15 protein-coding genes are annotated in these 21,997 nt (G+C 68.2%); 8 read left to right on the forward strand and 7 right to left on the reverse strand.

Going from position 1 to position 21,997, the window contains the following annotated elements; all coding sequences use genetic code 11:
• Nucleotides 1-34 precede the first annotated feature (34 nt).
• Together RTY46_RS06525 and RTY46_RS06530 are read right to left on the reverse strand one after the other, a co-directional pair.
• Entirely contained in the window at nucleotides 35-2,683 is a 2,649-nt protein-coding gene (locus RTY46_RS06525; RefSeq protein ID WP_312707306.1) for a PAS-domain containing protein, read from the reverse strand.
• Between the two features lie 80 nt (nucleotides 2,684-2,763).
• On the reverse strand, nucleotides 2,764-3,930 hold the full coding sequence (locus RTY46_RS06530; protein WP_108754098.1) for a porin: 1,167 nt from the start codon (nucleotides 3,928-3,930) through the stop codon (nucleotides 2,764-2,766).
• A 321-nt stretch (nucleotides 3,931-4,251) separates the two neighbouring features.
• Between RTY46_RS06530 and RTY46_RS06535 the strand changes: the two genes are divergently transcribed.
• Entirely contained in the window at nucleotides 4,252-5,607 is a 1,356-nt protein-coding gene (locus RTY46_RS06535) for a dicarboxylate/amino acid:cation symporter (protein WP_312707308.1), read from the forward strand.
• 228 nt (nucleotides 5,608-5,835) lie between these two features.
• A complete protein-coding gene (locus RTY46_RS06540) occupies nucleotides 5,836-8,127 on the forward strand; it encodes an NADP-dependent malic enzyme (RefSeq protein WP_312707310.1) in 2,292 nt (763 codons plus the stop codon).
• A 155-nt stretch (nucleotides 8,128-8,282) separates the two neighbouring features.
• On the opposite strand, the gene RTY46_RS06545 is transcribed toward RTY46_RS06540, so the two are convergent.
• Together RTY46_RS06545 and RTY46_RS06550 are read right to left on the reverse strand one after the other, a co-directional pair.
• Nucleotides 8,283-9,020 carry a basic secretory protein-like protein gene (locus tag RTY46_RS06545; protein ID WP_312707312.1) on the reverse strand — a complete coding sequence of 246 codons (738 nt, stop codon included), beginning with the start codon at nucleotides 9,018-9,020 and terminating at the stop codon, nucleotides 8,283-8,285.
• Nucleotides 9,021-9,024: 4 nt separating this feature from the next.
• On the reverse strand, nucleotides 9,025-12,369 hold the full coding sequence (locus RTY46_RS06550; protein ID WP_312707314.1) for a GH92 family glycosyl hydrolase: 3,345 nt from the start codon (nucleotides 12,367-12,369) through the stop codon (nucleotides 9,025-9,027).
• Nucleotides 12,370-12,762: 393 nt separating this feature from the next.
• Between RTY46_RS06550 and RTY46_RS06555 the strand changes: the two genes are divergently transcribed.
• The 4 genes from RTY46_RS06555 (at nucleotide 12,763) to RTY46_RS06570 (ending at nucleotide 15,997) form a co-directional block, all read left to right on the forward strand.
• Nucleotides 12,763-12,960: a zinc-finger domain-containing protein gene (locus RTY46_RS06555; RefSeq protein WP_312707316.1), complete on the forward strand. Its 198-nt coding sequence runs from the start codon at nucleotides 12,763-12,765 to the stop codon at nucleotides 12,958-12,960.
• 15 nt (nucleotides 12,961-12,975) lie between these two features.
• Nucleotides 12,976-14,091 (forward strand): glycosyltransferase, encoded by a 1,116-nt coding sequence (locus tag RTY46_RS06560; protein WP_312707318.1) that lies wholly within the window; start codon nucleotides 12,976-12,978, stop codon nucleotides 14,089-14,091.
• Entirely contained in the window at nucleotides 14,072-15,403 is a 1,332-nt protein-coding gene (locus tag RTY46_RS06565) for an O-antigen ligase (protein ID WP_312707320.1), read from the forward strand. Before RTY46_RS06560 ends, RTY46_RS06565 begins: the two co-directional genes overlap by 20 nt.
• 144 nt (nucleotides 15,404-15,547) lie before the next feature.
• On the forward strand, nucleotides 15,548-15,997 hold the full coding sequence (locus RTY46_RS06570; protein ID WP_312707322.1) for a transposase: 450 nt from the start codon (nucleotides 15,548-15,550) through the stop codon (nucleotides 15,995-15,997).
• Nucleotides 15,998-16,129: 132 nt separating this feature from the next.
• Here the strand turns inward: RTY46_RS06570 and RTY46_RS06575 are convergent, their stop codons facing one another.
• Nucleotides 16,130-17,047 (reverse strand): LpxL/LpxP family Kdo(2)-lipid IV(A) lauroyl/palmitoleoyl acyltransferase, encoded by a 918-nt coding sequence (locus RTY46_RS06575; protein ID WP_312707324.1) that lies wholly within the window; start codon nucleotides 17,045-17,047, stop codon nucleotides 16,130-16,132.
• Nucleotides 17,048-17,107: 60 nt separating this feature from the next.
• On the opposite strand from RTY46_RS06575, the gene waaA reads away from it, so the two are divergent.
• Together waaA and RTY46_RS06585 are read left to right on the forward strand one after the other, a co-directional pair.
• Nucleotides 17,108-18,406 carry a lipid IV(A) 3-deoxy-D-manno-octulosonic acid transferase gene (gene waaA / locus RTY46_RS06580; protein ID WP_312707326.1) on the forward strand — a complete coding sequence of 433 codons (1,299 nt, stop codon included), beginning with the start codon at nucleotides 17,108-17,110 and terminating at the stop codon, nucleotides 18,404-18,406.
• Nucleotides 18,407-18,610: 204 nt separating this feature from the next.
• Nucleotides 18,611-19,822, forward strand: coding sequence for an amino acid transporter (locus RTY46_RS06585; protein ID WP_312707328.1), 1,212 nt, complete (start codon nucleotides 18,611-18,613; stop codon nucleotides 19,820-19,822).
• Between the two features lie 88 nt (nucleotides 19,823-19,910).
• Here RTY46_RS06585 and RTY46_RS06590 read toward each other — a convergent pair whose 3' ends face one another.
• Nucleotides 19,911-21,269 carry a TolC family outer membrane protein gene (locus tag RTY46_RS06590; protein WP_312707330.1) on the reverse strand — a complete coding sequence of 453 codons (1,359 nt, stop codon included), beginning with the start codon at nucleotides 21,267-21,269 and terminating at the stop codon, nucleotides 19,911-19,913.
• Between the two features lie 16 nt (nucleotides 21,270-21,285).
• Entirely contained in the window at nucleotides 21,286-21,933 is a 648-nt protein-coding gene (locus RTY46_RS06595) for a protein-L-isoaspartate O-methyltransferase (protein WP_312707331.1), read from the reverse strand.
• Nucleotides 21,934-21,997: the final 64 nt, after the last annotated feature.

Genomic DNA, 21,997 nt, shown 5'->3' on the forward strand with positions numbered 1-21,997 from the left:
ACGGGGGCGCTGCGGCAGTCGAGCAAGCTCGACGCTACCCCCGATGCCGCAACAACATCTGGGTCATCAATGCGCGCAGGGCCGGGGGCCGCACTGGCTTGGGCAGGAAGCCCCAGCCCTGTTCGGCGGCGTCCGCCTTCAGCGCTTCGTCGCGCTCGGCGGTCACCAGAATCACCGGTGGCCTCGCCTGCCACAGGCTGCACAGCGCTTCGTACAGGTCCGGGCCATGCCACTGGCCCATGCGCACGTCCAGCAACAACAGCTGCGGCACGTTCAGCGCGCTGGCGATTTCCAGCGCACCCTGCGGGCCATCGGCCAGCTCCACGTTGCAGCCCCAACGTTCCAGCAGGGCGCGGGTGGCGGCGCAGACGCGCGGGTCGTCGTCGATGCTCCACACCCGGCACTGGCGCAGCGGGCTGTCGTCGGTCAGCTCGGCGGCGACCACCGGTGTGGAGGCTGGCACCACCACGTCCTCGGCCTGCCCCAGCGGTACGCTTACGGCGAACACGCTGCCTTTGCCCAGGGTGGAGCGCAGGCTGATGCGATGGCCGAGCAGGCGGCCGATGCGCTCGACGATGGCCAGACCCAGGCCGGCGCCGCGCTCCTGTTCCACGCCGTCGTTCAAGCGGCGGAACTCCTCGAAGATTTCACCCTGCAGGCTCTCCGGAATGCCTGGGCCCTGGTCGTGCACCTCGATGCGCAGGTGGTCGCCCACGCGCCGGCAGCCGATCAGCACGCGCCCGCGCGGGGTGTAGCGCAGGGCATTGGACAGGAAGTTCTGCAGGATGCGGCGCAGCAGCGCTTCATCGCTGACCACCACGGCGCGCGTGTCCACCCAGTCCAGCTGCAGGCCACGGCCCTGCGCGGCGATGCCGAACTCGCGGGCCAGTGTTTCCAGCAGCGGCGACAGCGCGAACGCACGTACCCGGGTCTGCAGCGCACGCGATTCCAGCCGCGAAATGTCCAGCAGGCTGTTGAGGATGGCATCCTGCGCGGCCAGGGCCGCATCCACGTGTTCGCTCAGTTCGCGCGCATCACCGCTCAAGCGGCCGCGCAGCACCGATACGAACATGCGCGCGGCATTCAACGGCTGCAGCAGGTCATGCACGGCCGAGGCCACGAAGCGGGTCTTGTAGCGGTTGGCCTGCTCGGCCTCGCGGCGTGCTTCGTCCAGATCGTGGGTGCGCTCGGCCACCCGGTGTTCCAGCGCATCGGCCAGCGAGCGCAGTTCGCGCGCGGCGTTCTTGTAGCTGGTGATGTCCGCGTAGCTGGTAACGAAGCCGCCGTCGGGCAGGGGATTGCCGCGGATCTCAAGGACGGTGCCGTCGTCCTTCTCGCTTTCACGCATATGCGGGCGGCCGCTGCGCAGGTGGTTCAGGCGGCGCTCGATGGCTTCGTCGATCGGACCCGGGCCGAGCAGGCCGCGGCGTGCATTGAAGCGGAACAGTTCCTCGATCGGCCGGCCCACCCGCACCAGCCCCGGCGGGAACCGGAACAGTTCGACGTAACGCGAATTCCAGGCGACCAGACGCTGGTCGCGGTCGATCACCACCACGCCCTGCGGCAGGTGTTCCAGGCTGCGGCTGAGCCCGCTGTCGGCATCAGTGGCCGCCTGCAGCAGGCCATCCTGGGCGGTGCGCAGTTCCTGCGCGTGCTGTTTCAGCAGGGTCTCCAGCTCGCGGCGGCTGCGCTGGCGGTGCTTGGACAAGCGCCGACGCTGCTGCACGAACAGCACCAGGAAGCCCAGCGCCAGCCAGGCGGCGGCACCGGCGATGGCGGCACCGCGGCCGGCACTGCCGGCAGCACTGGCATCGTGCAGCAGGTGCAGGCTCCAGTCTTCATCGTCCAGCGCCAGGCTCTGCCACAGCATGGGCGTGGCCAGCACCGGGTCCAGCAGGCGCACCATGCGCCCGCCATCGGCCAGCACGTCTTCGGTGCGCACCCGCAGCGGTTGCAGGGAACGGTCGGCGTACTGGCGCGCGGCCAGCATCTCGCGGCGCTCGCTGGCACCCAAGGGGCGCAGCAGGCGGTAGCGCCAGGCATCGCGGTTGGCCAGGAACACCACGTCGTGGTTGTCGCTGGCCAGCACCACGTCGGGGCTGCTCAGCCACTCCTGTTCCAGTGCCGACAGCTCGATCTTGATTACGATCACACCGATGCGCTGGCCCTGCGCATCCACGATCGCTTCGGACATGAAGTAGCCCGGCACGTTGGTGGTCATGCCGATGCCATAGAAGCGCCCGCGACCATGGGCCATGGCCTGCTGGTAGTAGGGGCGGTAACTGTAGTCCTCGCCGACGTTGCTGGCCGGCTCGTCCCAGTTGCTGGCAGCCACGGCCACGCCGTCGCGACCGACCAGGGTCAGCGTGGAGGTGCGGGTGACCTGGTTGGCGCGCTGCAGCTTCAGGTTCAGGCGCTGCCGCTCGGCGGCCGACAGCGGCGCCTGCAGCGCCTGCAGCAGGTCCGGGTCCAGCGCCATCACCTGCGGCAGCGTGCCGAAGCGGTCGATGCGCTGCTGCAGCCCTTGTCCATACAACTGCAGCTGGCGCTGCACCTGCGCGCTTTCGGCAGCCAGCGCGCGGCGCCAGGCGTAGTGTCCGGCCGCGACCGCGCACAGCACGGTACCGCCGATCATCACCAGCAGGGTCAACAACAGCAGGCGGTGGCGGCTGAGCCAGTACATGGCGGCAGTCTACGCAGGGGCGGCGGGCGTGGGGAGCACGCCCGCCGCAGGCACTGTGGAAGGAAGTGCCGGGGAACGGATCAGAAGTGCATCTGCGCGCGCAGTTCGAAGATTTCCGGGGTGCTGTGCACGCCGCGACGGCTGGCGTCGACCTTCACGTAGTTGGCCTGGAACTTGAAGTGGCTGGTCAGGTACCAGTTGGCACCGATGGTCAGGTCGTGCTGGCGGCCGCCCAGGATGGAGCCATCGTCCAGGTCCAGACGGCTGTAACGGGCCAGCAGTTCCACCGCGCCGTAGTCGTGGGCGGGCTTGATGTTGGCCACTGCACCGGCGTTGTACGGGCGCGATTCGCCGGTCAGCACCCAGCTGGCCATCGCGTACTGGCCATTGCCGGTGTAGTCAGGCAGGCCCTTGCGGGTCACCGTGGCCTGCAGGGCTTCGGCCTGCAGCGAGAACGGGCCACGGATCCAGATGCCTTCCAGGCCGGTGCGGCGGATCTGGTCGGCGGTCACCAGTGCACCCGAATCCACCAGGCGGATGTCGGTCAGGCCGGCTTCCGGGCGGGCACGCAGGCGTGCGCTGGCTTCATGGTGCACATCGCGGCCATCGTGGTAACCGCGCGGGTTTTCCTGCGAATAGGCCAGGCCCAGGTGGACCACGTCGCCCGGTGCCTTCACCGGGGTCCACACGGCACGCACGGCCTGGGTGGTGCCGGGGTTGTCACCCTGCAGATCCTTGCCGCCGTAGGCGCCGGCCTGCAGCAGGTACTGCGGGCGCTCCAGCACCCATTCCACGCCCGTGCGGCGGCCGGCGTAGAACGCCTGCACCGGCAACGCGGTTTCCAGGAAGCTGCCGGCGCGCGAGGAGGTGTTGGCATCCAGGCCAACCGGGGTCTTCATGTAGCCGAAACGGAAGCGGCCCACGTCGCGGCCGAAGAACGCCTTGCTTTCAAAGCGCACGAACACGTCCAGCCAGGTATCGGCCTGGAAATCGTAGTAGACCATCGCGTCATACACGCCCTTCTTCTTCAGGGTCGCGCCGAACTCCTTGCGGCGCACCGCATCGTCATCCTCGATGCCGCTGGCCGAAGAGAAGTCGTTGTAGTCGTAGGCGATGTTGGCCGTGGCGGCCAGTTCGGTGCCGTCGCCGAAGGTGTACTTGGTCGGCCAGTTGTCGAAATCGGCGGCGGAGGCGAAGGCGGGCAGTGCGGCCAGCGACAGGGCCAGCAAGGTGGGAATCGGGCGCATGGGTGGTGCGGCTCTCTCAGATTGCGTGTGGACAGGACAACAACGGCCGCGATGGCCGGAACTTGCGCGGGAACGTGCCCGGCCGTTCAGCTCGGGCCACCGGCATCCCCGGGGGCGTCGGTACGGCGCCAGTGTAGGCACCGCAGCCGCCTGAACCGGGGGGCTAGTACCAATAGGTTATCTGCGCCGGCGTGCCCGGCGCGTACAAAGGCGTCCATTGGTCGCGCCGGCGCTTACCGCCGGGCCGCGCCCAGATCCACGGAGACGGCCCCGCCACAGCGGGAACCGTATGCGCCAGAACCGCCCCTTCCGGAGTCCGCCATGCACATCCCGACCACCGCACCGGTGCCCAGCAAGCCGTTGCCGCTTTACCGCCAGCTGTATTTCCAGGTGATCGTGGCGATCATCCTGGGCGCCGTCCTGGGCCATTACGAGCCGCTGATCGGCGAAAAAATGAAGCCGCTGGGCGATGCCTTCATCAACCTGGTGAAGATGATCATCGCCCCGGTCATCTTCCTGACCATCGTCACCGGCATCGCCGGCATGACCCACCTGCGCACGGTGGGCCGCGTATTTGCCAAGGCGATGGCGTACTTCCTGTTCTTCTCCACCCTGGCCCTGATCGTGGGCATGGTCGTGGCGCACGTGGTGCAGCCCGGCGCGGGCATGAACATCAACCCGGCCGAGCTGGACCAGACCGCGGTGCACAGCTACGTCGAGAAGTCGCATGACCTGACCCTGGTCGGCTTCCTGATGGACATCATTCCGAAGACGCTGCTGAGCGCCTTCGTCGATGGCAACATCCTGCAGGTGCTGTTCGTGGCGGTGCTGTTCGGCATCGCACTGGCCATGGTGGGCGAGAAGGGCAAGCCGATCCAGGCCTTCCTGGAAGCGCTGGTGGCGCCGGTGTTCAAGCTGGTGCACCTGCTGATGAAGGCCGCCCCGATCGGCGCCTTCGGTGCCATTGCCTTCACCATCGGCAAGTACGGCGTGGGTTCGCTGGTCAACCTGGCCTGGCTGGTGGGCTCGTTCTACATCACCGCCTTCCTGTTCGTGGCGGTCATCCTGGGCGTGGTCTGTCGCCTGTGCGGGTTCTCCGTGTTCAAGCTGGCCCGTTACCTGAAGGCCGAACTGCTGCTGGTGCTCGGCACCTCCTCGTCCGAATCGGCACTGCCTTCGCTGATGGAAAAGATGGAGCGCGCTGGCTGCAGCAAGTCGGTGGTCGGCCTGGTGGTGCCCACCGGTTATTCGTTCAACCTGGACGGCACCAACATCTACATGACCCTGGCGGCGCTGTTCATCGCCCAGGCCACCAACACCGAACTGAGCCTGGGCCACCAGATCGCGCTGTTGCTGGTCGCCATGCTCAGCTCGAAGGGCGCAGCGGGCGTCACCGGTGCTGGCTTCATCACCCTGGCCGCCACCCTGGCGGTGGTGCCGGAAGTGCCGGTGGCCGGCATGGCGCTGATCCTGGGTGTTGACCGCTTCATGAGCGAGTGCCGCTCGCTGACCAACTTCATCGGCAATGCGGTGGCCACCGTGGTGGTGTCGCGCTGGGAAAACGCGCTGGACCGTGACCGCCTGAAGCTGGCGCTGGACGGCCGCGAAAGCGAGCTGCCGCCGCCGGTCGATGCGGTGGCACCGGTGCTGACCGAGGCCTTGCCGGCCAAGGGCTGACGCCAGGTGTGTGGTACTGCGGGGCCGGTCACGACAGTGGTACGGCCCCGCAACGTTTCAGGGCGTCGCTTGGCTGTCATCAACGGCGCCCACGCTGGACCAGACGCGTTGCATACGGCACGGAATTGTGCGGTCGCAGCATGATTGCGACAGGATAGCGACAGGTCCAGCTCCTCCAACGGGGGTATCATCCCCTGTCCCTCTTGCCCATTCATGTAACCCACGTCGATGTCCAACGAAGATTTCAAACAGGCCGCCCTCGATTACCACCGCATGTCGCCGCCGGGCAAGATCCGCGTCGCTGCGACCAAGCCGATGCTGACCCAGCGTGATCTGTCGTTGGCTTATTCGCCGGGTGTGGCCTATGCCTGCGAAGCCATCAAGGCCGACCCGCAGCAGGCCAGCGAACTCACCGCCCGCGGCAACCTGGTGGCGGTCATTTCCAACGGCACCGCCGTGCTGGGCCTGGGCAACATCGGCCCGCTGGCCGGCAAGCCGGTGATGGAAGGCAAGGGCGTGCTGTTCCAGAAGTTCGCCGGCATCGATGTGTTCGACATCGAAGTGGACGAAACCGATCCGGACAAGCTGGTCGATATCATCGCTTCGCTGGAGCCGACCTTCGGCGGCATCAATCTGGAAGACATCAAGGCGCCGGAATGCTTCGTGGTCGAGCGCAAGCTGCGCGAACGCATGAAGATTCCGGTGTTCCATGACGACCAGCACGGCACCGCGATCATCGTCGGCGCCGCCGTGCTCAACGCCATGGCCATCACCGGCAAGAAGATCGAGGAAGTGAAGCTGGCGACCACGGGCATGGGCGCGGCCGGCATTTCCTGCGTGAACATGCTGGTGCAGCTGGGCCTGAAGCCGGAAAACATCCTGGCCTTCGACCGCGAGGGTGTGATCCACACCGGCCGTACCGATCTGGACCCGGAAAAACAGCGCTATGCGCGCGACACCGACAAGCGCACCCTGGCCGAGATCGTCAACGGCGCGGATATCTTCCTGGGCCTGTCGGCCCCGGGCATCCTGACCGCCGAGATGGTCAAGACCATGGCGCCGGACCCGGTCATCTTCGCGCTGGCCAACCCGACCCCGGAAATCATGCCCGAAGAGGCGCGCGCCGCCCGCCCGGACGCGATCATCGGCACCGGCCGTTCGGACTACCCGAACCAGGTCAACAACGTGCTGTGCTTCCCGTACCTGTTCCGCGGCGCGCTGGACGTGGGCGCCACCGCGATCAACGAAGAAATGAAGATCGCCTGCGTGCGCGCCATCGCCGCGCTGGCCCGCCGTGCGGCCACCGACATGGGCTCGGCCTATGGCGGCGACACGCCCAGCTTCGGCCGTGAATACCTGATCCCGCGTCCGTTCGACCGCCGCCTGCTGGTGGAACTGTCCGCCGCCGTGGCCCAGGCCGCGATGGATTCGGGCGTGGCCGCGCGCCCGATCGCCGACATGGATGCCTACCGGCAGAAGCTGTCGCAGTTCGTGTACCGCACCAGCCTGATGATGAAGCCGGTCTACGACCGCGCCCGCGCCGACAAGCAGCGCGTGGTGTATGCCGAAGGCGAAGAGGAAGTGGTGCTGCAGGCGGTGCAGAACGTGGTCGATGAAGGCCTGGCGCACCCGATCCTGATCGGCCGCCCGGACGTGATCGAAGCGCGCATCGAACGCCTGGGCCTGCGCCTGAAGGTGGGCGAGAACATCGAGATCACCAACATCAACGATGATCCGCGCTTCAACGAATACTGGCAGTACTACCACGGCCTGACCGGCCGCCGTGGCGTGACCGTGGCCGCGGCGAAGAACCTGATGCGATCGCGCCCGACCCTGATTGCCGCGGTGATGGTTGCCCGTGGCGAAGCCGATGCCATGCTGACCGGCATCGTCGGCCGCTTCCACAAGAAGCTGGGTTACGTGCGCAGCGTGCTGCCGCTGGAATCGAAGGTCACCTCGACCTCGGCCATGACCGGCGTGATCAACCAGCAGGGCGTGTTCTTCTTCGTGGACACCCACGTGCAGGAAGACCCGACCGCCGAGCAGATCACCGAAGCCACGCTGCAGGCGGCCTACCGCATGAAGCTGTTCGGCATCGAGCCGAAGGTGGCGCTGCTGTCGCACTCCAACTTCGGCAGCCACGATTCCAAGGACGCACTGAAGATGCGCCAGGTCCGCGAGATGCTGCTCAAGCGCAACCCGCGCCTGAACGTGGACGGCGAAATGCAGGGCGACACCGCGTGGGACGAAGCCCTGCGCCAGAAGCTGCTGCCGGGTTCGACCCTGCAGGGCCGTGCCAACCTGTTCGTGCTGCCGAACCTGGAAGCGGCCAACATCGCCTACAACCTGGTGCGCGTGTTCACCGATGGCGTGGCGATCGGCCCGATCCTGATGGGCGTGAACAAGCCGGTGCACATCCTGACCACCAGCGCGACCTCGCGCCGGATCCTGAACATGTCCGCCATTGCCGCGGTCGATGCGCAGATCCGCAAGCAGCTGGAAGCGGAAAAGAAGGCGTAAGCCTTCGTTGCCGCGACAGTTGCAGAAACGCGCCCCGCCGGGCGCGTTTCTGTTTCCGCACAGCGGAAACCGGATCGGGTAGCGCCGGGCCATGCCCGGCGAGCGCGCAGCGCGGCGAATCAGGCATTCCGCCGGGCATGGCCCGGCGCTACCGCTCAGCGCTTGCCGCGTCGTGCCGGTGCCGGCGGCGGGGCATCCAAACGAGGCTTGGCGTACTGCGTCCACAACACCGGAAGCGTCTTGCCGGTCTGCTTCTGCCACAGCGCGGGCACGTAGCGGCCGTCACGCAGCGCCTTGTCCAGTGCCAGCACCAGCCCCGGGTGCTCGCCCTCGGCCCACTTCAGGAACGCACCGGTAACCCGGTAGCCGCTTTCCACGGTCTGGCCCTTGCCCACTTTCAACGGCAATGCCCAGCCCGCGGCGCCGTTGTCCATGCCGTAGCGGTCGCGTGCGTAATCGGCAATGCCTTCCACCAGCCAGCCCGGCACGCGCTTGTCGCCGTAGCTGGGGTAGCCCTGCACGATGTGCATCGCTTCGTGGGTCACCAGATCGATGTCATCGGGGTGCTTCAGCAGCCAGCCCGGACTGATGGTGATCGTGCTCGCCTTGTCCTTGTCGCCCACATAGGCCACGCCGTTGTAGGCAGGATCGATCACGATGCGCACTTCGTTCGGTGCCGTGGGGCGGAAATCCGCCCGTTCGCGCAGGTAGGCGAAGTAGAACGTGTCGATGATGCGCTTGCGCAGCGGTGCGGCCAGCGCGCCGCTGGCGTCCTGGTAGTACAGGGTCACCCCATCACGGCTGACCTGGCCATCGAAGGCCTGGGTCTGGGCCAGGGAAACACCAGGCAGGCCCAGGGCAACAAAGAGCAGGGGAATCAGGCGAAGGCGCATGGCGTCATTGTACGGTGGCCGGTGCCAGCAGTTCGATCTCCGCCAACTGCAGGCGGCCGGGACCGATCACGCGCAGGCGGTACTCGCCGAAGCGTGCCGGCGATGCGATGCGGAACGGGCGGGTCTGCCGCGGCGAAGTGAAGTCTTCGCCCTCGCGCTGGTCCAGCACCCGCCAGCGTCCGTTGCCGTTGCGCGCTTCCAGTACCCACTGGCCGCCACGGATCGCGCCATCTCCACTGGTCAGCGTGTACATCGTCGGCACGCCATCGGCGCCGCCGGTCAGGTCGATGGTGGCGCCCGCGCCCAGCGCCGCCACCGTGGTGGCATCGTCATCGGTCAACGCGGGCAGGGCACGGCCATCGGCCAGTGCCGCGCGCGCGCTGCTGCCCAGCAGGTCGTGCAGCAGCTGCGGGCGCTGTCCCGCGGCGGTCAGCGACGGCGGAACATCATCGGCGCCGCTGCCCCAGCGCGACGGCTGCGGGCCCATGACGAAGTCCAGGGTGGCACCCTGGGCGATGAGCGCGTGCGGCACCCAGGTCTTCGTCCACGGCTTCCCATTGATCTTCAGCGACTGCACGTACACGTTTTCCGGCGAATTGTTCTCGGCGTTGACGGTCAGCACCGCGCCACCCTGCAGTTCCACCCGTGCGTGGGCGAACGCCGGCGAACCGATCACGTACTCCGGCGCACCCATGCGCAGCGGGTACAGCCCCAGCGAAGCGAACAGGTACCACGCCGAGGTTTCGCCGTTGTCCTCGTCACCGGGGTAGCCCTGGCCGATCTCGCTGCCCACGTACAGCCGCGACAGGATCTCACGCACGTGCTGCTGGGTCTTCCACGGCTGCCCGGCGTACAGGTACATCCATGGGATGTGGTGTGCCGGCTGGTTGCTGTGCGCATACATGCCCATGCGCACATCACGCGCCTCGGTCATCTCGTGGATGATGCCGCCGTAGGAACCGGCGAATTCCTTCGCGGCGGTTTCCGGGGTGGCAAAGAAGGTGTCCAGCTTGGCCGCGAGTTTTTCGCGGCCGCCGTACAGCGCGGCCAGGCCTTCGCCGTCGTGGGCGGCGGTGAAGGCGAAGGTCCAGCCATTGGATTCGGTGTAGTCGTGGCCCCACACGCGTGGGTCATAGTCCTTGGCGTCCACGCGCCAGCTGCCATCGGTCTTGCGGCCCTGGAAGAAGCCCACGGCCGGGTCGAACACCGTGGCGTAGCCGGCGGCGCGGTAGCGGAAGTACTCAGCCTCGGTGCGATAGCGCTCGCGCGCGGCCGGCGTGGTCGCCTTCGTCGCCAGGGCCTGGGCCATGTTGGCAAGACCGAAGTCGTTCAACGCGCCTTCCATCGTCCACGACATGCCTTCGTGCACGTCGGCGCTGGCGTAGCCGCGGAACGTGGAACGGTCCATGCCCTTGCGGCCGACGTGGCGGTCCGGCGGTACCACGGTCGCGTTCTTCAACGCGGCGGCATAGGCTTCGGTCGCGTCGAAACCGCCGATACCCTTCAGCCAGGCATCGGCGAAGGCCACGTCGGAACTGGTGCCGACCATCAGGTCCGCATAGCCCGGCGACGACCAGCGTGCGATCCAGCCGCCGGCGCGGTACTGCTCGATGAAGCCCTGCACCAGCTGCCCGGCATCGTCCGGGGTGAACAGCGCATAGGCCGGCCAGGTCGTGCGGAAGGTGTCCCAGAAGCCGTTGTTCACATACACCTTGCCGTCGCGCACCGGCGCGAACGTGCGGCTGGCGCTGCCGTCGGTGTTGTTCTCTTCGGCGCTGGCCTGGCTGGCATAACGCCAGTCGGGCGCGGCGGCGGTGCCGACATTCTCGTGCCCGGAATTGGGATACAGGTACAGGCGATAGAGGTTCGAATACAGCGTGGTCTTGGCGTCGTCGCTGGCCTGGCCGATATCGAAGCGCGACAGCCGTGCATCCCAGGCGTCCTGTGCGCGCCCGGCCACGCTGGCCAGGCTGTCGGTGTCGGCAATTTCCAGCGCCAGGTTGTGCCGCGCCTGCTCCAGCGAGATCAGCGAGGTGGCGATGCGCATCGTCACCGTGCGGCCCTGCGCGGTGTCGAACTTGATGTAGCCGGTGGGGCGGCCGGTGTCGATGCGGCCACTGCTGCGCCACGGGCGGTCGAAGCGGGCCACCACGTACATGCGGGTGGCGCCGTTGGACAGGCCGCTGCGGGTGTCGGTGTAGCCGCTCAGGGTCTGCGTGGCGGCATCCAGGGTCAGCCCGCCGCGTGCGTCCACGTTGTCGAACAGCAGGTTGGCGTCGCCGCCCTGCGGAAATTCAAACTGGAACAGGGCGGCATGGTCGGTGGGCGCGATGGACGCTGCGATGCCATTGTCGAAGCGCACGTCGTAGCGGTACGGGCGCGCCGATTCCTGGCTGCGGTCGAAGGACAGGGCGCGCTTGCTGCGGTCGGCCTCGGGCACGCCACGGCTGGCCGACGGCATCACCTGGAACGTCTGCCGATCGCCCATCCACGGGCTGGGCTGGTGGCTGAGCGCCAGCGCCTGCAGCTGCGGCCGGTTCTTCGCATCGTTCTGCTCGCTCCAGCGGTACAGCCAGTTCAGTGCACCGGCATCGGTCACCGGCGTCCAGAAGTTGAAGCCGTGCGGTACTGCGGTGGCCGGGAAGTTGTTGCCGCGCGAGAAGGTGCCGTTGGCCTGGGTGCCGCGGGTGGTCAGCACCCAGTCCGACACGCGTTGCGGCACGTTGCGTGGCTGCACGTCCAGGCGCACATCGTCAATCCAGCCCGAGACCGGCGCGCCGTTGGCGCTGGCCACCGCCAGTTCGATGGCCACCACGCGGCGGCCACGCAGGCCCGGTACATCGCCCAGGCGCACCGCCTTGCGCGCCCACTGCTGCGGGTACAGCGTCTTCGAATCGCCCTGCGCGGTCGCGCCCAGAGCAATGCCGTGCTGGTCGCGTGCCGCGCTGGCCGAGACCCGGCTGCCATCGTCCAGGCGCAGATCAAGCGATACGTAGGTCGAGGCCACCGTATCGCTGCCGACGATTTCCGGCAGCAGCAGCCACGACAGCGTGGTGTCGGCGGCAATGGTCACATCGGTGGTGAACAGTTCGCGCGTTGCGTGGCCGCCATCGCCCCGGTAGTGCAGGGCATGCAGGCCGCTGTAGCCAGCGTTGCGCTTGGCCGCGTACGGGGCGGCCGGGCCGCTGCCGATCTGCACCTGCAGTGGGCCATCGGCCTTCAGCGGTGCCGGTTCGCCCGGCTCGAAGGAGGTCTGCAAGGCCTGCGCCAGCGCCGGCGTCGCGGTGGTCGCACAGGCCAGGGCCAGGGCGAGGGGAAGCAGGGCGCGGCGCGGATCGGTCAGGGTCATGCAGGGTCTCCCGGGTAAGGCAGGCGGCTGGCAGGACCCGCATCGGCGAACACCCAGGACAGCACCGCCCGTGCCGCCAACAGGCAGCGTGGGAGCGATGCAGGTCCGGTGGGGGGCGGGCCGTGCGATCGGGTCAGGTTGTGAGGGTCCCGATGCTGCAACAGGCAGACGCACCCTGACAAGTGCCATTTAGTTCGATCCAAATGCGGAAAATCCGCTGCAGCGCACGGTATGGCCGGAACTGCTTGGATCGATTGAAGAAATCCGCCCGGGCCGCTGCCAGCCCAAGGGCGCGAACCCGCCGGACACATCGGTCCGCCTGTTGCAGCGCAATGCTGGCCCGGCCCAGATGCTAGAATCCCAGCCCTCGCAATCCGTTCATCGACACCCGCCATGAGCCATACCGCCACTGCGCCCGCCAACGCCGAAAAGCGCTACACCGTGCACCGCGCCGACCTGCCGCTGAGCTGCCCGACCCCGGAAATGGCGCTGTGGAACTCGCACCCGCGCGTGTACCTGCCGATCGAAGACGAGCCCAACGGTGAAGCGCAGTGCCCGTACTGCGGCGCCACCTTCGTGCTGGCCGACTGATCGGGCGGCCGTTCGATGCGCCGATTGACCGTGGTGCAGTTGCTGCCGGCGCTGCACTCCGGCGGCGTCGAGCGTTCCACCCTTGAAATCGCCGCCGCCCTGGTGGCGGCCGGCCACCGTGCACTGGTGGTGTCCGCCGGCGGGCGCCTGGTGCAGCCGCTGCTGGACAGCGGTGCCGAGCACCTCACGCTGGATATCGGCCGCAAATCGCTGCTGACCCTTCGCCACATGCCGACCCTGCGCCGCCTGTTTGCCGAAGTGGGCGCGGACATCGTGCATGCGCGCTCGCGCCTGCCGGCGTGGCTGGGCCTGTACGCGATCCGTGCATTGCCGGCCGCGCAGCGCCCGCGCTGGGTCACCACCGTGCATGGCTTGAATTCGCCCAGCCGCTACAGCGCGGTGATGACCAGCGGCGAACGCGTGGTCTGCGTGTCCAACACCGTGCGCGAGTATGTGCACACCCATTACCCGACCGTTCCCGACGCGCGCCTGCAGGTGATTCCGCGCGGCGTGGACGTGGGCCAGTTCCCGCGCGTGGCACGCGCCGATCGTCGCCCACGCCTGGCCCTGGCGGCCGATTACCCGTGGCTGGGGCAGGTGGACGGCCCGCTGCTGCTGCTGCCCGGGCGCGGGACGCGGCTGAAGGGCCATGCGCACGCGCTGCAGTTGCTGGCCGACCTGCGTGCAGCCGGCGTGCCGGCGCAGCTGTGGATGCTGGGCACCGATGAGCCCGGCCGCGAAACCTATCTTGCCGGCCTGCGCGCGCAGGCGGCCGCACTGGGCATTGCCGAGGCCGTGCACATCAGCGTGCCTACCGCGCGCATCGCCCAGGCCTACGCCGCCAGCGACCTGGTGCTGCAGCTGTCGGACAAGCCCGAGGCCTTCGGCCGCACCGTGGTCGAGGCCCTGTCGGTCGGCCGCCCGGTGCTGGGCTGGAACCACGGCGGCGTGGGCGAACTGCTGCGGCAGCTGCAGCCGTCGGGTGCAGTGCCGCTGGGCGATGCACAGGCCCTGCGTGAACGCGCGCTGGCCCTGCTGGCGCAACCGCCTTCGTTGCCGGGCCGGATCCCGTTTACCCTGCAGGCCATGCAGCGCGACACCCTTCGCCTCTATGCCGACCTTGCCGGCTGACCCCAGCCCGGCCCTGCGCGATGATCGCGCCGGGCGCTGGGCGCCCTGGTGGGTGCTGGCCTATGTGGCCCTGTGGCCCTTGCCGGGCATCGCCGAAACCGTGCTCGGCCTGGGCGCGTTGTATGCCGCCGCGCGCATGGTGCTGCGCCGGCTGCAGCATCGCCCGCACCTGCTCAGTCCCGCCGCCTGGGCGCTGACCTCGATCCTGTTCCTGGGCTACTGGCTGCCGCAGGCATTTTCCGCGTTCGATGCCATCGATCCCGCCGCGGCCTGGACCAAGACCGCCGCCGGCCTGCGCTATCTGCCCTTCATGTGGCTGGCGGCCATTGCCGTGGCCACGCCCCAGCGGCGTCGGCTGACCCTGGGCGGGCTGGCGATCATCACCGGTCTGTGGACCCTGGACGCGCTGGTGCAGGCGCTGGCCGGCAGCAGTCCGTGGTTCTGGTCGCTGGACCAGTTGAAGCATGTGGTCAGCGGGCACGGCCTGTGTCCTGCCGATGAAGTCGTGCTGGCCGACCGTCTGAGCGGTGCACTGGGGCCATGCAACCTGAAGTTCGGCCAGGTGCTGGCCAGCCTGTCACCGTTCCTGCTGCTGCCCCTGGCCCGCCGATCCGGCCATGCCGGCTGGCTGCTGGGCGCCGCCGCGCTGGGCATCGTGCTGCTGCTGGCGGGCTCGCGTGCGTCCTGGGTCACCTTTGGGCTGGTGCTGGTGTACAGCGGCCTGCGCCAGTTCGGCTGGAAACGCCTGCTGCTGTTGTCGTTGGCCGGCCTGCTGGGTGCGGCCGCGTTGACCGCCAGCGTGCCGCAGCTGCGCGAGCGCGTGGCGCGCACCGCCATGGCCTGGGATGGCGCCGACGATGGCGTGGACCAGGCCCTGTCCGGCCGCGCCCGCATCTGGTCAGCGGCAGCGTGCATGATCGAAGAGCATCCGATCAATGGCGTCGGCGCGCGTGGCTTCCGCGATGCCTATCCCGGCTGCGTGCGCGAACACGACGCGGCGGTGTGGGGCAACGAACCGGCGCTGCACGCCCACCAGATCGTGCTGGAAATCCTCGCCGAAACCGGCGTGCTGGGCCTGCTGCTGTGGCTGGCAGCCGTGGCCCAGGCCTGGCGCGCATGGCGCTTCGCCCCGGCCCATGCGCGTGAGCGCGCGCGACCGGCCATGCTGGCGCTGGCCGTCACCGTGTTCCCGTTGAACACCCACCTGGCGTTCTATTCCACCTTCTGGGGCGGGGTCACCGTGCTGCTGGCGGCACTGTTCGTCGGCACGCTGCTGGCGCGTGAGCCGGACGATCCGCCCAACGCGATGTAATCGCCCTCCCACCCCACTCGCAGGTAGATCCACGCCATGCGTGCATAGCAGTAGATCCACGCCATGCGTGGATGGCGCTTTCCCGACCCAACCCCGGGCAACTCCCCAATACCCCTGCTGACCGCGGCAGCGCAGGCTGTGGTCATGGCCAGCCCCAGACTCCGCTACGGTCGCTACTCCCGCACCGGCAATGTGTACCGCCTGACCACGGTCACCCTGCGCCGTGAACCCTTCTTCGCCGATGCCGCCAACGTGGCGATCCTGATCGATGCCCTGCGCTTCGTTGAACGTGCCGGCCTCAGCTACAGCCTCACCTGGGGGGTGATGCCCGACCACCTGCATTGGCTGATGGAGCTGCAGAAGGGCACTCTGGCCGAGTGCATGTCCTTGTTTAAATCCCGCAGCAGCCGCCTGTTGAACCAGCAGCTGGGCCGGCGCGGTGCGCTATGGCAGCACGGCTACCACGACCACGCGGTGCGCACCGATGAGTCACTTCACGAGAAGGCCATGTACATCCTGGCCAACCCGGTCCGTGCAGGCTTGGCGTGCGAGGTGGGGGAGTACCCGTACGCATGGTGCCGTTGGCCGTTGTAATCCGCTGGCGTCGCGCGGAAATCATCCACGCATGGCGTGGATCTACTGCACCTCATTCCACGCCACGCGTGGATGCAGCATTCCCGCCGATGGCAGTAGATCCACGCCACGCGTGGATGCGGCATTCCCCGGTTACTTGTAAAAATCGCTGCGGCCGCCAGGCTGGCGCTTGAAACGCCGGTGGATCCACAGGTACTGATCCGGGGCTTCGCGCACCATCTGTTCAATGGCCTGGTTCACCCGCGTGGTATCGGCTTCCACATCCTCGCTGGGGAAGTTCTCCAGCGGTGCGCCGATCTTCAGGAAATACTTCCCGCCTTCGCGGCGGTGGAAGTAGGGAATGACCGCGCAGCCGGTCATGCGTGCCAGCTGGTGGGTGGCGGTGATCGTGGCTGCGGTATGGCCGAAGAACGGCACGAACACGGTGTCCTTGCCGCGCATGTCCTGGTCGGGGGCATACCACAGGAAGCCGCCCTTCTTCAGGTGGCGCACGGTCGCGCGGATGTCCTCGTTGGCGTACATCGCCTTGGCATAGCGCAGCCGGCCGAACTTCACCGCCCACTCGTACACCGGGTTCTTGTGCCTGCGGTACATGCCCGACAGGTCGACGTGGTCGCACAGCAGGCGCCCGCACATCTCCAGCGTCATGAAGTGCCCCGACACCAGCAGCACGCCACGGCCCTCGGCCTGCATCTGCTTCAGGTGTTCCAGGCCCTCGATCTGCACCTGCGGGCGGATGCTGTCGATGCTGCCCCACCAGGAACGCGCACATTCGAAGATGCCCACGCCCAGCGCGTCGAAGCTGTCGCGCACCAGGCGGTTGCGCCAGGCCTCGTCCTTTTCCGGGAAGCACAGCTTCAGGTTGACCTCGGCGGCGCGGCGGCGGCTGCCCAGCAGGCGCCAGGTGATCCAGCCGACCCCGCGCCCCAGCGCGCGCTGCAGGAACCACGGCAGGCGGGCGATGCCGAAGGCAGCGAACATCGCCGCGAACATCGGCCAGTTGCGGGGATCGGCCAGGGACGGGCGGACGGCGGTGGAAGCATCGGACATGGGGCCATTCTACCAAGCCCGCCGCGTGTCTTTCCCTGGGGCGTCCCGTATCCTTGCCGCATGCGTAAAGACCCTGTCGAATGGATCCTGCGCGGCCTGTACTCGGCCGTGCTCTACATCCTGCTGCCGATCACCGTGTACCACCTGGTGTGGCGGGGCTTCCGGGTCCGCGAATACTTCCGGCGCTGGGATGAACGCTATGCGTCCTACCCGCAGCCGACCGGCCAGCCGCGGGTCTGGCTGCACGCGGTGTCGGTGGGCGAAGTGAACGCGGCCGCGCCGCTGGTGAACGCCCTGCGCAAGCAGCGCCCGGACATCCGCTGGGTCATCACCACCATCACCCCCACCGGTTCGGAGCGCGTGCGCGCGCTGTGGGGCGATGCGCTGGATCACGTGTACCTGCCCTATGACGTGCCGGGCAGCGTCAATCGCTTTCTCGGCCATTTCCAGCCCAGCCTGGCGCTGATCCTGGAAACCGAGCTGTGGCCCAACATGCTGTTCGGCTGCCGCGACCGCCGCATTCCGGTCTACATCCTCAACGCGCGGCTGTCGGCGCGTTCGCTGCGGGGCTACCGCGTGCTGGCCGCGCTCATCCGCCGTGCCCTGCGTACGGTCACCTGCGTGGCGGCGCAGTCGCAGGATGATGCCGCGCGCTTCGTGCAGCTGGGGGCGGCGCCCGAACAGGTGCAGGCGCTCGGCAACCTGAAGTTCGACATCGCCATTCCCGAGGTGCAGCCGTTCATCGCCCAGTTCCATCAAAGCGTGCCCGACACCCGTCCGGTATGGATCGCCGCCAGCACCCACGAGGGTGAAGAGCAGGCAGTGATCGACCTGCACCGGCGGCTGCGCCAGCAGCATCCGGATCTGCTGCTGCTATGGGCGCCGCGCCACCCGGAACGCTTCCCGAAGGTGGAAGCGCTGGCCCGCGAACAGGGCTGGCGCGTGGCCACCCGCCGCGCGCAGCGCTGGCCGGCAGCCGATACCGATGTGTTCGTGATCGACACCCTGGGCGAACTGATGCCGTTCTATGGCTGCGCCCAGGTCGCGTTCGTCGGCGGCAGCCTGCAGGCCATCGGCGGGCACAACCTGCTGGAGCCGGCGGCGCTGGGCACGGCCGCAGTCACGGGCCCGCACCTGCACAACTTCGCGGAAATCTCCCGGCGCATGCGCGAAGCCGGGGCGCTGCTGATCGGCGATGACGTGCAGGCAGTGGGCGACCACCTGCAGCATCTGCTGCAGGATGTTCAGGCGCGCGAACACATGGCGCATGCCGGCTGCACGCTGGTCAGCAACGGTCGTGGCGCCCTGCAGCGCACCGTGGCACTGGTGGAACCGCACCTGCCGCCGCCGCGCGACTGACGTTCGACTGCGGAGCATTGTCGCGAACGGCCAAGTCAAGCTTGCTTGATGGCTGTACCGATGTCGTAGCTGGCCTGCCCAGACCGCTGTGGACGTGTCTTTGATCACAGGCCGACGCACGCGTGCGCTTTCCCGATACCGCCAGGCCGCGGCCGCTGCCAGCCTGCTGTCGACCACGCTTGGTCGGCATCAAGGAAGCTTTCAATGGACCGCGATTGCAGTGGCGCCGCGCGGGGTGGCGTGCGAACCGGCGGTGTACTGGGTACCGATCATGTACTGGTGCTGGCGCTCACGCTGGTGGCCGGCGGCAGTGTGATCGCGCTGGTCGGCCAGCACACCGCTGCAGAGGCGGGGCCGGCCATCGTGCTCAGCCTGCTGCTGGCGGCGCTGGGTGCGTGGCTGGTGCTGTGCAGCCTGCGCGATGCGCTGCGTGCGGCGCCCGCGGGTTGCGGTCTGCACGATCTGCTGCAGTTGGCCTGGGGCCGGCGGGTGGCTGATCTGCTGGTGCTGGCGCTGCTGCTGGAGCTGGTGGTCACGGTGGCAGGCGCAGCGCAGAGCGGTGCGCGCCATCTCTACGCCGCCGCCACCGTGGTGGGCGCCGAGCCAGGGCAGTGGCTGCCGGTACAGATCGTGGCAGCTCTGCTGGTGCTGGCCACGGCGGCGATGGCCCTGCTGCGGCCGCGTCGCGCGGTGCTGCTGGCGTGCGCCCTGCTGACGCTGAAGTTCGGCATTGGTGCGCTGCTGGTGCTGCTGGCCGCGCGCCATGTGCATTACGCGCACTGGGTTCCCTGGCTGCCCAATGCAGTAGCGCCCTACCGGTTCGGCCTGGGCGGTGTGCTGGCCGCCAGTGTGCCGCTGCTGGCGGTGTTCGCCAGCACGGGTCTGGTGCTGGCCGTGGCCACGCTCGCGTGGCGGCCGCGGCGGCAACTGGTGCTGGCGGTGGGCGTGGCGGTGCCGGCGGCCATGCTGTGGCTGATGACGCTGGCGGCGCTGCAGTCCGGGCTGGTGGCGTTCCCAGCCTTGGCCAGCACCCGGCCGCTGTCGGTGGCCCTGCAGGGCATTGCGCAGCTGCAGTGGTTGCTGCCGCTGCTGCCGACGGCCGGCGCCGCAGGCCTGGCGGCCCTGCAGCTGGTGCTGCTGCTGCTGGCGGTCACCCTGTGTACGCAACGCTGGCGCGGTGCGCTGCAGCGCCTGGGGCTGCAGCGCGCAACGGTGGTGGCGTCACTGGCAGTGCTGGCCGCCCTGCTGGCGGTGTGGCTGCCCGAGGGCGTGCTGCCGGGTCTGCCGGGGCCGGTGTCATTGCTCGTACTTGCAGCGGTGTGTGCGGGGCAGGTACGGCAGTCCGGCGGGGCGCGGGTGCGCGCGCCCCTGGCCACCGCGCTGTGCCTGCTGCCGGTGCTGCAGCGGTTGCTGTAAGGGCGCGCTGTCGGCCTGGCAGCGTCGTTGCCGCACAAAAAAACCACCCTTGCGGGTGGTTCTTCTGTACCGCCAGCAGCGCGCGGAATCAGCGCGTGGTGGTGGCCGGGGTGCCCGCGTCCTGGGTCAGCAGGCGGTTGACGTCCTGCAGCTCGGCCACGTCCAGCGAACCCAGCGACTGGCTCAGCAGCAGGCGGTTCTGCAGGAAGGTGTAGCGGGCCTGGGCGTAGTCCAGCTGCGCCGAGAACAGGATGCGCTGGTTCTGGATCACGTCCAGCACCGTGCGCGTACCCACTTCCAGGCCAACCTGCGAAGCGTCGTAGGCGCTCTGTGCGGAAACCACCGCCAGACGACGCGCTTCCACTTCGCTGATGCCCTGCACCAGGGTCTGGTAGGCATTGCGGGTGTTGCGGTCCAGGGCGCGCTTCTGCTGCTCGTAGGTGTCCTGGGCGATGTCACGCTGGGCCAGCGCCTGGCGTACGCCGGACTGGGTGGCGCCGCCGGAGAAGATCGGCACGTTCAGGGTCAGGCCGATGCTGTTGGTACGGGCATCGGGCGACAGCGAGCCGGCACCGGTGCTGTCGCCCCAGGTCGCGCTCTTGCCCCAGCTGCCGCCCAGCGACAGGGTGGGGTAGTGGCCGCCACGGGCCGCCTGCACGCCGGCTTCAGCGGCGCTGACCTTCAGTTCCTGTGCCTTCAGTGCCGGGTTCTGGCTGCTGGCCTGGGTCACCAGTTCATCGATGTTGCCACGGTTGGCCGGCACTTCCGGGCGGAAATCGGCCGGCAGGCCGCGCAGGTTCACCACCGGCTGGCCGGTCAGTTCGGTCAGCGCCTGGTAATTGTCGGCCAGGGTGTTCTGCGCAACGATGGTGTTGGCGCGCGCCTGGTCGTACTGGGCGCGGGCTTCGTGCACGTCGGTGATCGGCGCCAGGCCCACTTCCAGGCGCTTGTCGGCGAAGTCGAACTGCTTCTTCGCGGCCGCTTCATTGGTCTGTGCGGCGGTCAGCGATTCGATCGCCACCAGCACGTTGAAGTAGGCCGCCGAGGTGCGCACGATCAGGCTGTCGTTGGCCGAATCGAGGGTGAAATCCGCCGCCTTGCTCAGCTCACGCTGCGAACGCAGGTTGTTGATCTGGGTCCAGTTGAACAGCGTCTGGCTGCCATCGACCGTGTAGCTGCGGCGCTTGCTCATCACCGAGCCGGAGTTGGCGTCGGCATTGGCTTCGCTGCGCGTGCGGTTCAACGCGGCAGTACCGTTGATCTGCGGCAGCAGGGCGGCGCGTGCCTGCACGGCGCCTTCCTTGTCGTACAGCCGGGTCGATTCGGCAGCGGCCAGCTGCGGGTCGCCGTTGCGCGCCATTTCGTAGACCTGCAGCAGGTCGGCGGCATGGGCAGACAACGGCAGCAGGGCAGTGGCCAGCGCAACAGCGAGGGATCGGCGGATCATTGCGGCTTCCTTGGACTCAGAGGTGGAACTGGGGTGCCGGGGCGGCACCGCGCAGGTAATCGATATCGGTCTCGAACAGCGATTCGGTGCTGCCGTCGGCCTTCACCAGCAGCGCTTCCATGGCCGGCGAACGGCCGTGGATCACGAACAGGCGACCGCCCGGACGCAGCCACGAGGCGAACTGTGACGGCACCACGTCCACTGCGCCAGTGACACAGATCACGTCAAAGCGGCGATCGGTCTGCCAGGTCAGGGCGTCGGCCACTTCCACCCGCACGTTGGTGCCCAGGCCCGACGCATCCAGGCGTGCACGCGCCGCGGCGGCCAGTTCCGGATCGATTTCCAGGCTCAGCACGTCGCGCGCCAGCGCGCCGATGCAGGCAGCCAGGAAGCCGCTGCCGGTACCGATCTCCAGCACTTCATCACCCGGCTGCAGATCCAGCGCCTGCAGGGTGCGGCCTTCGATCACCGGCTTCATCATCTTCTGGCCGTTGCCGATGGGCAGTTCGACATCGGTGTAGGCCAGCGCACGGCGCGCGTCGGCGACAAAGGCCTCGCGCGGCAGGCGGGCCAGGACGTCGAGCACCTTGATGTCCAGCACGTCCCAGGGACGGATCTGCTGTTCCACCATCAGTTCGCGGGCGTGGGCGTAATCAATCGTCATGAGGTTCAAATCCAGCGCAGTGGGCCGGCCATTTTACCGGTGCCGGAGGCCGGCGGCGCGCCCA

It is taken from the genome of Stenotrophomonas sp. (genome assembly GCF_032056425.1).
Taxonomy (GTDB): Bacteria; Pseudomonadota; Gammaproteobacteria; order Xanthomonadales; family Xanthomonadaceae; genus Stenotrophomonas.